Source organism: Pseudomonas sp. Con_6, from assembly GCF_059379395.1.
Genome location: NZ_CM182011.1, coordinates 3269008 through 3280239 on the forward strand (window position 1 = coordinate 3269008; position 11232 = coordinate 3280239).

Sequence of the window (11232 nt, forward strand, 5' to 3'; positions counted from 1 at the left end):
GAGATACCGAGATACGCCAGATGAGGTACCCGCCATGAGCAGCACATTTTTCATTCCCGCCGTGAACATCATGGGCATCGACTGCCTGGAGGAGGCGCTGAACGCCATCGTCGGCCACGGTTTTCGCAAGGCCCTGATCGTGACCGACGCCGGCCTGGCGAAAGCCGGGGTGGCCGAGCGCATTGCCGAGCAACTGGCGGTGCGCGATATCGATTCCCGGGTGTTCGATGGGGCCAAGCCCAACCCGAGCATCGCCAACGTCGAGCAGGGCCTGGCGATGCTGCAACGGGAACAATGCGATTTCATCGTTTCCCTCGGCGGCGGTTCACCCCATGACTGCGCCAAGGGCATTGCCCTGTGTGCCACCAATGGCGGCACCATCGCCGACTACGAGGGTGTCGACCGTTCGGCCAAGCCGCAATTGCCGCTGGTGGCGATCAACACCACTGCCGGCACCGCCAGCGAGATGACCCGCTTCTGCATCATCACCGACGAGGCGCGCCACGTGAAAATGGCCATCGTCGACCGCAATGTCACGCCGATTCTCTCGGTCAACGACCCGGCACTGATGGTCGGCATGCCGAAATCGCTGACCGCCGCCACGGGCATGGATGCCTTGACCCACGCGGTGGAGGCCTACGTGTCCACGGCGGCGACGCCGATCACCGATGCCTGCGCGTTGAAAGCCATCGAGCTGATCAGCGCCAGCCTGCGCCAGGCCGTGGCCGACGGCAAGGACCTGCAGGCGCGGGAGGCCATGGCTTATGCGCAGTTCCTGGCCGGGATGGCGTTCAACAATGCCTCGTTGGGGTATGTGCATGCGATGGCGCACCAGTTGGGCGGGTTCTATGACCTGCCGCACGGGGTGTGCAATGCGGTGCTGCTGCCCCATGTGCAGCGCTTCAATGCCCGGGTTTGCGCGGCGCGGCTGCGGGATGTGGCGGGGGCGCTGGGGGTAGAGATCCGCGGGCTGGATGCGGAGCAGGGCGCCAGTGCGGCTATTGCGGCGATCGAGGGGTTGAGCCGGGATATCGGGATTCCGGAGGGGTTGGCGGTGCTGGGGGCCAAGGTGGAGGATGTGCCGATCCTGGCGGCCAATGCCCTGAAGGATGCCTGTGGGTTGACCAATCCACGGCCGGCGAGCCAGGCAGAGATCGAGGCGGTGTTCAAGGCGGCGTTCTGATCTGCGGTCTGCTGGCGACTCAGCTGGCCTCATCGCGGGCAACGCCCGCTCCCACAAGGATCGGTGTCGCCGCGGACATTGTGGAAGCGGGCGTTGCCCGCGATGAGGCCCCCCAAGGTTGCCAGTGTGCCGGGTGGCCACTAACCTACGCGGTTTCCCCGCTTGCGCCCGAGACCCCATGACCCGCACCGGCTCCCGTACCACCGGACGTCCCACCCTCGCCGAAGTCGCCCGGCTTTCCGGTGTCTCGCCGATCACCGTGTCCCGCGCCCTGCGGGGCGTGGCCACGGTGGCCCCGGAGCTGGTGGAGAAGGTCAAGGCCGCCGCCGCCGCGCTGGGCTACGTGGCCAACCCCGCCGCTCGCGCCCTGGCCTCGGCGCAGAGCCAGTCGGTGGTGGTGTTGATCCCGTCGCTGTCCAACCAGCTGTTCGTCGAAACCCTCGACGCCATCCATGATGTGCTGCGCCCCCGCGGCCTGGACGTGCTGATTGGCAACTACCACTACGACGCCGCCATCGAAGAAAGCCTGATCCGCAACTACCTGGCCTACCAGCCACGCGGCCTGCTGCTCACTGGCCTGGAGCGTAGCGATGCCGCGCTGCAGATGCTCGACGCCAGCCGCGTGCCGCGCGTGCACATGATGGAACTGGACAGCCAGGACGGTGCGGTTTGCGTCGGTTTTTCCCAGCAGGACGCGGGCTACACCGCTGCCCGCCACCTGCTGCAGCGCGGCCGTCGTCGCCTCGGCTTCATCGCCGCCCAGCTCGACCCCCGCGTGCTGCAACGCGCCGAAGGCTTCCGCCGGGCCCTCGGCGAAGCCGGGCTGCATGACGCCAGCCTGGAGTTGATGGTCCCTCAGCCGTCTTCCATCGCCCTTGGTGGCGAGCTGTTCAGCCAGTTGCTGGCGCGTCACGGCGACATCGACGGGATCTTCTTCTGCAACGACGACCTGGCCCACGGCGCCATCTTCCAGGCCCAGCGCCAGGGCATCCGGGTGCCGGAGCAGGTGGCCATGGTCGGCTTCAACGACCTGCCGGCCTCGGCGCATATGGTTCCGCGCCTGAGCTCGATCCGCACGCCGCTGGCCGCCGTCGGTCAGCACGCGGCCCAGGCGCTGCTCGACCTGCTCGATGGCAAGAGTCGGCAGAACGCCCCGCGCGACCTGGGCTTCGAGCTGATGATCCGCGAAAGCAGTTGAACATCAGCCGATAAATGGTGCTGGCAACAGGCTTGCTAGGCGCTTTGGCCCATCTATGCTGAGCACAATTCCGCCAATGGAGTGTGCGTAACCATGTTCGACTCCCATCGCAAATCGGATCTGGCAGAAATCGAGCGGTGTAATCGGGCGCTGGCTGAAGCCAACGCAAAAATGGCAGCGATCAGCCGTTCCATGGCCATGATCGAGTTCAGCCCCGATGGAGTAGTACTCGACGCAAACGAGCATTTTTGCAAAGCCATGGGCTACGGCATCGACGAGATCCGCGGCCAGCATCACCGGCTCTTCTGTGAAGATGCCTATACCAAGACCGAGGAATACCGTCAGTTGTGGCGCGACCTGGCCCACGGCCAGCCGCGCAGCGGCACCTTCCTGCGCCTCAACCGCAAGCACGAGGAAATCTGGCTGGAGGCCAGCTACATGCCGGTGCTCGGCGAGCATGGCGCGGTCACCAGCATCATCAAGGTGGCCAGCGACATCACCCAGCGGGTGGTGCATGAACATGAGGCCGACTGCCTGCTCAACGCCATCGGCCGCTCCATGGCGGTGATCGAGTTCACTCCGGAAGGACGGGTGATCACGGCCAACGAGAACTTCCTCAACACCATGCACTACCGCCTCGACGAGGTGATCGGCCAGCATCACAGCCTGTTCTGCCACAAGAGCGAGAGCGAATCGCCGGCGTACAAGGCGTTCTGGGCATCGCTGAACCGCGGCGAATACCATTCGCACCGTTTCGAGCGGGTCAACAAGCTGGGGCAGATGGTCTACCTCGAAGCCTCGTACAACCCGATCTTCGACACCAAGGGCCGCTTGTACAAGGTAGTCAAGTTCGCCAGCGACATCACTCATCAGGTCTGCACCCAGCAGTCCGCCGCCGAGGCTGCCCATGCCACCTCGGTGCAGAACGATGCCTGCGCGCGCAAGGGCTCGGAGGTGGTGCAGCAGACGGTGCATGTGATCGAGGAGATTTCCCATGATCTCAATGAGGCGGCACGCAACATCGATGCGGTGAATCGTCAGTCGGAACTGATCGGCCAGATTGTTCTGACCATTCGCGGGATTGCCGACCAGACCAACCTGCTGGCCTTGAATGCGGCGATCGAAGCGGCGCGGGCTGGTGAACATGGGCGGGGTTTCGCCGTGGTGGCGGAGGAAGTGCGCAACCTGGCGGCGCGAACCAGCAAGGCGACCCTGGAGATCGTCGAAGTGGTGCGGCAGAACCATGATCTTTCGCTGAATGCGGTGGCGAGCATGCAGTCCAGCCTGAGCCGTACGGGGCTGGGGGTGGAGTTGGCCAATGAGGCGGGGGAGGTGATCCTGGAGATCCAGCAGGGTTCACGGCATGTGGTGGATGCGATCAGCCAGATCAACTCGACCCTGCAATTGCATTAGTGTCTGTGCGGGCCTCATCGCGGGCAACGCCCGCTCTCCCAATGTCCGCGGCGACGCCGAACCTTGTGGGAGCGGGCGTTGCCCGCGATGAAGCCAACACGGTCGATCAGACCGCAGCAGCCAGCTGCGCCACCACATGCTCCCGGCGAATCCGCGCCAGCGGCACGCTCACCAGCGCAAGAGTCAGCACCACCGTCACCGCAATCCCCCAGGCTGCCAACGTAAACCCACCCAGAGAAATCAACCCACCGGAAATCGCCGGCCCCACCGCCAGCCCCAGGCTGAGGAAACTGCCGGCCGCCGCCACCACCCGACCTTCACGGTCCAGTTCCGCCGCCAGTCCGGTCAAATAGCTCAGGGCATAGAAGTAGGTGACGCAGATGGTCATCACGCCTGCCGTGTACAGCGTCTTCGAGTGTTCGCCCAACACATAGCTCAGGCTGGTGGCCCCGGTCAGCAGCACCGCGAGGATCACCGGCGTGCTCATGCCGAAGCGCTTGCCGATCATGGCGGCAAGCAGCGGACCGATCAGGCCGACCACCGACTGTACCGACAGCAACACGCCCAGTTCATCACCGCTGTAGCCCACCATGGTCCCGATCCGCTCGACGAACGCCCAGCCCATGGTGTCGCGGGCCTGGAACACGAACATCGCCAGCATCATGCAGATCGCCGGCAAGGTCAGCAGCACATTGCCCTTGCCACCCGTCGAAACCACCAGCGTCTCCACCAGCGGCGCGCGCTGAGCCATGGCCGGGATCGCCAGGAGCATCACGGCCATGGTGCCAGCCATGGCGTAGTACAGCCCGGGCAGGCCATACAGCGCCATGACCTTGGCGTAGCCGAGCATCACCACGATCATCAGCAGCACCGAAAGCACGTTCATATGTCCGGCGATACGGTCCGGCTGCTTGGCGCTGGACACCGCGGCATTGCCACAGGCCAGGGCCAGGCCGGCACCGATACCGGCGACGCAGCGCACTGCGGCCAGCACATAGAGGCTGTCGACATTGGCGCTGACCAGGTTGGCGGCGACCGCCAGCAGGGTGCCGGCGATGGCCAGGGTCCGCCGTGGCGCACGGCCCATGAGCGGCGCAACCAGCAGCGAAGCGAGCATGGTGAAGCCGAATTCCGCCGACATCAGCAGACCGGCCTGGGCTTCGTTCAATTGCAGGTCATGGATGATCGCGCTGATCAGGAACGGCAAGGCCCACAGGCCCAGCAAGCCGACACCGTAGGCGGACGCCGCTGCGGAGAACACCAGGCTCCAGCTCTCGGGGAGGAAGTGACGTATTGTTTTCATTGTGGTTTTCCCGGGGTTGCACGCAAAAAAGCGCGCCATTATCGGCGCGCTGGTTGAGATTTACTGCTGACTTTCGTCGACTGGCGTCCCGTCGTCGTATTGCGACAGCCAGGTCACCATGGCATCGCGGTAACGGGTGAAGCCCTTGTAGTCCACCAGTTCCTGGTCCAGGTCACGAATGACCCGGTGCATGCGCTTGGCCCATTGCGGGGCGAAGTCGGCCAACTGCTGCAGGCTTACCAGGTAGGTGCGCACGGGGAACAGCACGGCGTTGCTGCGCGGCAGACGGTGCAGCGGTTGTAGCTCGATGCGCAGGTTGACCAGCTCGCCGGCGTTCTCGGCGGTTACCGTGGTGCGGTCCGGGGCCCAGTCCGGCAGGGTCTCTGCGGAGGTTTCCAGGCGCGGGTTGACGGTGATCGACCAGTTGGTGCGACGCACCGGGTGGCCCGGACGCAGGCGCAGCAGGAACTTCAGCGCGCGCTGGAGGATGCCCATCTCGTGCAGCTTCGGCACCGGGCCGTGAAACTCCATGAAGCTCATGCCGAGGTTGAAGCGCAGCGAGTAGTCGGCGCGCTGGGTGGCCATGCCGGCACCCATCACCAGGGTGTCGTCGCGCTCTTCGAGGAGGATGAACTCGCCCTGAGCCTGGCGGGTGATGTACTCCATCGGTTCCATCGGCAGGGTGCTGGCGTCGCCGAACACGAAGCGGTCGTCGATGCCCAGCGGGCGGTTGATCCAGTGCCATTGGCTGCCGTTCTTCTCCAGGCTGAAATGCTCGGGAAAGTCGCGGGAGTACGACTCCATCAGCAGCTCCAGCAGGTCCCACTGCGCTTCCATCATGTGCGGCAGGGCGGCGTAATGGATGCCCGGCTGGCTTTCGAGGATCTGCGCTCGGTGATGGCACTCGGAAATGTAGTGCTCGTCGATATCGAACTGGGCGCGCAGGGCGCCGCTGCCGAACGGCACATGGGGCTCGACGTTCATCGAGTACATGTACTGGTCTTCCGGGTAGGGGAAGGGCAGGCGCAGCACCGCCTCGCGGCTGTTGGCGTAGGTGAAGCCCTGGGTGTCGAGGTCGGCGTAGCTTTCGATCGGTTTGAATACGGTCATTTGTTGTTGTCCTGTCTCAGAGGTCCACGACCAGGCGGCTGCAGTTGGCCCGGGATACGCACGGCATGAATTTGCGCTTGCTCAGCTTGTCTTCCTCGCTGAGCCAGTCGTCGCGGTGGTCCAGCTCGCCCTCGACGTCAAGCACTTCGGTCTCGCAGTAGCCGCAGGCGCCGCCACGGCACAGGTACGGCACCTTGTAGCCGGCCTGCTCGGCGGCTTCGAGCAGCGATTGCTCGGCAGGCACCTCGATGGTCACGCCCTGGCGCGCCAGGGTGACGCTGAACGGCTGGCCGCTGGAGCCCTGTTCGACGAAGCGCTCGTAATGGATATGGCTGTCGGTCCAGCCGAGGGCGTGGGCGCTCTCGATGGTGTCGTCGATCATGCTGTCCGGGCCGCAGACGTAGACGTGGCTGCCCAGCGGACGACCGGCGAGTATCGCGGGGATATCCATGCGCGTGTCTTCGCCTTGCACGTAGAGGTGCACGCGGGAACCGTACTTTGCCTGCAGCTCGCGGCCCAGGGCGATGTGTTCCGGGCCGCGCACGGCCAGGTGCAGTTCGAACATGGCCTTTTTCAGGTCCAGCTCTTCCAGCTGCGAATACACCGGTGTGATGCCCACGCCGCCGGCGATGAACAGGTGCTGGCGGGCATGCTTGGCCAGCGGGAACAGGTTGGCCGGCTGGAGGATTTGCAACAGGTCGCCTTCCTTCACCCGGTCGTGGATGAAGCGCGAACCGCCACGCCCGTCGGCCACCCGGCGTACGGCGATCTGGTAGACGCTGGAGTCGTACGGTGAGCTCATCAGCGAATAGGCGTTGCGGTGGGTCTTGTCGCCGTCTTCGAGGACCACCACCACATGGCTGCCGCCGGAGAAGGCGGGCAGGTGGCTGCCGCTCGGGTCGACGAAGGTAAAGCGGGTGATTTCCGGGGTCAGTGGCTCGATGCGCGAGACGCGCACGCTCAAGGTGCCGTTATGGGTATTCATGTGTCGAGTTCCTCGGCGGCAGGCATTTCACCCGGGACTTCGCCATCGGCCTTGATGCCCTGGAAGGCGGCCAGACGGCGGGAATAGTGGTCGCGCACCACCAGCTCGAGCTGGCAACCGGGACAGGTGAAGACGCGGTGGGTGACGTTTTCGGTGTAGGTGTCGCAATGCGCGCACCAGACCCGGCGGACCAGGGTGCCGCTGTGTTCGCGCAGCACCTCGTCGCGATTGAGATCGACCGCGTTGGCGGCCTGCATGGCGGTGCCGATAAAGCTTTCCGAGCCGCTGAGGTACAGGCGCAGGCCCATCTGCGCGGCGCCCAGGCGCTCGCGCAGGGCGGCGATCAGGGCCTGGTTGCTGGGGAACACTTCGAGGCCGTCGGCCTGGACGGTCAGGAGTTCACTGAGGTGGTTGTGTCCGGAGAAGGATTCGGTGGAGTAGAGCAGGGCGCTGTGCTGGCGCTGTTCGGCGGACATGTCCGCGATCAGGCGCAGCATTGCCGCGCCGCCGCTGCCCTGGCCCGCGACCAGGTGGCGCAGGCCACCCGTCATGGGTTGCAGCCGGTCGTAGACCGGGCGGCTCTTGATGCCGGTGATAAGCATGATCGGACCTCGTAAGTCGCCGTCCCGGCGAAGCGGGACGGTCATGGCGGTCAGCGCTAGCGCTTTGGCCATATTGCCTATGGTTTTATATGTTTTGTTTCGGTTGCCATTAGGGCGTTTTCATCAGGTAAATCAGTGCTTGAACATCACGTGCCGGACGCAGGTGTAGTCCTCCAGCCCATACATCGACATGTCCTTGCCATAGCCGGACTGCTTCATGCCGCCATGGGGCATTTCGCTGACCAGCATGAAGTGGGTGTTGACCCAGGTGCAGCCGTACTGCAGGCGTGCGGCGAGGCGGTTGGCGCGGCCGACGTCGCGGGTCCAGACCGAGGAGGCCAGGCCGTAGTCGGAGTCGTTGGCCCAGGCCAGGGCCTGCGCTTCGTCGTCGAACGGGGTGATGCTGAGCACCGGCCCGAACACCTCGCGCTGGACGATCTCGTCGTCCTGGCGGGCATCGGCCAGCACGGTCGGCTCGAAGAAGAAGCCGGGGCCGTCGACCCGCTGGCCGCCGGTGATGACGCGGATATGCGGCTGCGCCTTGGCGCGATTGACGAAGCCTTCGACGCGCTCCAGGTGGTCGCGGGTGATCAGCGGGCCGAGCTCGGTCTGCGGATCGTCCTGCTGGCCCATGCGCAGGGTCGAGACCGCCGAGCCCAACTGCTCGACGAACTGCTCATAAACGCCACGCTGTACGTACAGGCGACAGGCCGCGGTGCAGTCCTGTCCGGCGTTATAGAAGGCGAAGGCGCGGATGCCCTCGACGGCCGCGTCGATATCGGCGTCATCGAAGATCAGCACCGGGGCCTTGCCGCCCAGTTCCATATGGGTACGCTTCACGCTGCTGGCAGTACTGGAAATGATCCGCGCGCCGGTAGCCACCGAACCGGTCAGCGAGACCATGCGCACCTTCGGATGATTGACCAGCGGCTCGCCGACGCTTGGGCCGCAGCCGAAGAGGATATTGACCACGCCGGCAGGGAACAGGCCGGCGATCAGTTCTGCCAGGGCCAGGGCGGTCAGCGGGGTCTGCTCGGACGGTTTGAGCACCACGGTGTTGCCAGCGGCGAGGGCAGGAGCGAGTTTCCACGCCACCATCATCAACGGGTAGTTCCATGGCGCGATGGAGGCGATCACCCCCAGCGGGTCGCGGCGGATCATCGAGGTGTGGCCCGGCAGGTATTCACCACCGGCCGAACCCGACAGGCAACGGCTGGCACCGGCGAAGTAGCGGAATACGTCAGCAATGGCGGGGATTTCGTCGTTCAGCGCGGCTTGGTAGGGCTTGCCGCAGTTCTGTGACTCCAGGCGTGCCAGGTGCTCGGCATTGGCCTCGATCAGGTCGGCCAGCTTGAGCAGCAGGTGCGCACGTTCTTTCGGCGGGGTCTGCGCCCACCCGTCGAAGGCCTGGTCGGCGGCCTGCACCGCGGCGTCCACCTGGGCGCTGCTGGCTTCGGGAATCTCGACCAGCACAGCGCCCTCGGACGGGTTGTATACGGCGTAGGGGGCACCTTGGCCATCGACCAACTGGCCGTTGATCAGGAGTCTGGTTTGCATTGCGTATTCCTGCTTGGAGTTATTGATGAATACAGGTGCGCTGGATCAGGGAGCCTGCGCAAGGCTTAAACATATAAAACCATATCTTAAATTTGCTTGCTAGCCTGAAAAGACAGAATTGGCGTAACCATAAGGTCATAAGGCGCTACCAAGCGGACTGTGCTTCGCTATAAGATGCGAAACCGAATTTTTAGTCCGAGCCCGTCAGGTGCTCGATAGGGAGAGGCAATGACTGCCCTGGACAGTGCACGTAACACCGCGTTCATCCGCCTGCGCCAGGAGGGGCGCACCGATGAAGTGGCCCGGCGCCTGGTGGAAGCCATCGAACTGGGGCTGTTCGCTGAAGGCCAGCAGTTACCCAGCGAATCGGAGCTGGCCCTGCAACTGGGGGTGGCCACGGTGACCCTGCGCGAGGCGCTGGTGGTGCTGCGCCAGCGTGGCCTGATCGAAACCCGTCGCGGGCGCAATGGCGGCAGCTTTGTCTGCGCCCCGGTGGAGTTGCCCGAGGCCTTGCTGTTACAACGCCTGCGTGACATGAGCGGGCCAGACCTGCGCGACCTCGGCGACGAACAGACAGCAATCTCCGGCACCGCCGCACGCCTGGCGGCCAAGCGCAGTTCGCCGGAACAGCAGGCACGTATCGCCCATCATATCGAGATGTTGCGCCAGGCCGGCTCGCGCCTGGGCCGGCACCGCGCCGATGCGCGTTTCCATATTGAAGTGGCGGCGGCCGCACAATCCCTGCGCCTGACCCACGCGGAGATGCGCCTGCAGTCGGAGGTCGGAGAGCTGTTGTGGATGGAGGCGGCCGGGGGCGGCGATATCACCCTGGTCGAGCAGGAACACCAGGCGATTCTCCAGGCGCTGGTCGCCGGTGATTCGGTATTGGCCGGAGCTCTGGCCGAAGCCCACGTCAATCGGGGCATCAAACGGCTGATCAGCCTGCGCCTGGAATTGCTGGCCGAGGCCGAGTGACGCAGCAACCCATAAGAAGAAAAGCCGAACCTGTGTGAGGTAATGCCATGTTTGCTCCGAGCGACAACGCTTCCTTTTCCGCCTGTGCGCAGCAGTTGGACAGTACCCTGGGAAGCATCTTCAGCCAGGTCCGTGAGCTGGTGGAAGAAACCCGTTCCCTGTGGGAGCGGGTCCTGGCCGAGGGCCGCCAGCCCGTGGCGCGGGACCTGGCCTTGCTGCGTCCTGCCATCGACCGGCAGTTGCTGGCTACCGGAGCCTTCGGTTGCGGTGGCGGGGTGATTGTCGAGCCCAAAGGCCTGGCCGACCGTGAAATGCATCTGGAATGGTGGTACCTGGCGGACGCCGGCAAGACCCTGCCGTTGCGTCCCAACTTCGACCGACGCCGGGAGAACTATTACGACTACACCGAGATGCCCTGGTACCGGCGCCCGCGGGATACCGGCAAGTCTGTGGTCGAGGGGCCATACGTGGATTTGTACGGCACCAACATGTACGTGCTGACCTTCACCATGCCGATCCTGGTGCAGGGCCGGTTCATCGGGGTGGCGGGGCTGGACCTGTCGCTGCACAACCTGGAGCGCCTGCTGGTGCGCAGTTTGATGAAGCTGGACCACGAGGCAGTGCTGCTGTCGGCGGACGGGCGGGTGATCGCCTCGAACACGGCGAACTGGATGGTGGGCGACCTGGTGGCGACGTTGCTCAATACCTTGCAGCTGGATGAGATCCGGTTGACCTTGTCGGAGTCGGAGACAGGGTGGTCGCTGGTGCGGTTGCCCGGGTTGCGCAAGCCGGCCTGAGGTTTTTTGCCAGGCATGCCGGCCTCATCGCGGGCAATGCCCGCTCCCACAGGGTTCGGTTTCGCCGCAGACATTGCGGGAGCGGGCATTGCCCGCGATGAGGCCATCA

General features: G+C 64.7%; 9 protein-coding genes and 2 pseudogenes. 6 read left to right on the forward strand and 5 right to left on the reverse strand.

All coding sequences use genetic code 11. From position 1 onward, the window contains the following. The first annotated feature begins 34 nt into the window (after positions 1-34). The 4 genes and pseudogenes from yiaY to AC5QPF_RS14605 all read left to right on the forward strand — a co-directional run. The gene (gene yiaY, locus AC5QPF_RS14590) at positions 35-1183 is read left to right on the forward strand and encodes an L-threonine dehydrogenase (protein ID WP_494963894.1); all 1149 of its coding nucleotides are present in this window, start codon (positions 35-37) and stop codon (positions 1181-1183) included. A 178-nt stretch (positions 1184-1361) separates the two neighbouring features. Beyond that, positions 1362-2381, forward strand: coding sequence for an HTH-type transcriptional regulator GntR (gntR, locus tag AC5QPF_RS14595; protein ID WP_494963895.1), 1020 nt, complete (start codon positions 1362-1364; stop codon positions 2379-2381). Positions 2382-2579: 198 nt separating this feature from the next. Further along, positions 2580-3209 (forward strand): annotated as a pseudogene (locus AC5QPF_RS14600) (PAS domain-containing protein); the annotation flags it as partial. A 162-nt stretch (positions 3210-3371) separates the two neighbouring features. After that, positions 3372-3794, forward strand: a pseudogene (locus AC5QPF_RS14605) (methyl-accepting chemotaxis protein); the annotation flags it as partial. Positions 3795-3900: 106 nt separating this feature from the next. On the opposite strand, the gene AC5QPF_RS14610 reads toward AC5QPF_RS14605, so the two are convergent. From AC5QPF_RS14610 to AC5QPF_RS14630, 5 genes are all read right to left on the reverse strand, one after another. Beyond that, a complete protein-coding gene (locus AC5QPF_RS14610) occupies positions 3901-5097 on the reverse strand; it encodes an MFS transporter (protein ID WP_494963896.1) in 1197 nt (398 codons plus the stop codon). Positions 5098-5157: 60 nt separating this feature from the next. Next, entirely contained in the window at positions 5158-6207 is a 1050-nt protein-coding gene (locus tag AC5QPF_RS14615; protein WP_494963897.1) for a heme-dependent oxidative N-demethylase subunit alpha family protein, read from the reverse strand. A gap of 16 nt (positions 6208-6223) precedes the next feature. Continuing rightward, a complete protein-coding gene (locus AC5QPF_RS14620; RefSeq protein ID WP_494963898.1) occupies positions 6224-7192 on the reverse strand; it encodes a 2Fe-2S iron-sulfur cluster-binding protein in 969 nt (322 codons plus the stop codon). Then, a complete protein-coding gene (locus AC5QPF_RS14625; RefSeq protein WP_494963899.1) occupies positions 7189-7794 on the reverse strand; it encodes a dimethylamine monooxygenase subunit DmmA family protein in 606 nt (201 codons plus the stop codon). Before AC5QPF_RS14625 ends, AC5QPF_RS14620 begins: the two co-directional genes overlap by 4 nt. A gap of 132 nt (positions 7795-7926) precedes the next feature. Beyond that, a complete protein-coding gene (locus AC5QPF_RS14630; RefSeq protein WP_494963900.1) occupies positions 7927-9351 on the reverse strand; it encodes an aminobutyraldehyde dehydrogenase in 1425 nt (474 codons plus the stop codon). 228 nt (positions 9352-9579) lie between these two features. Here AC5QPF_RS14630 and AC5QPF_RS14635 point away from each other — a divergent pair, with 228 nt between their 5' ends. Beyond that, positions 9580-10326 (forward strand): FCD domain-containing protein, encoded by a 747-nt coding sequence (locus AC5QPF_RS14635; protein WP_494963901.1) that lies wholly within the window; start codon positions 9580-9582, stop codon positions 10324-10326. 47 nt (positions 10327-10373) lie between these two features. Beyond that, on the forward strand, positions 10374-11123 hold the full coding sequence (locus tag AC5QPF_RS14640) for a PDC sensor domain-containing protein (RefSeq protein ID WP_494963902.1): 750 nt from the start codon (positions 10374-10376) through the stop codon (positions 11121-11123). Positions 11124-11232: the final 109 nt, after the last annotated feature.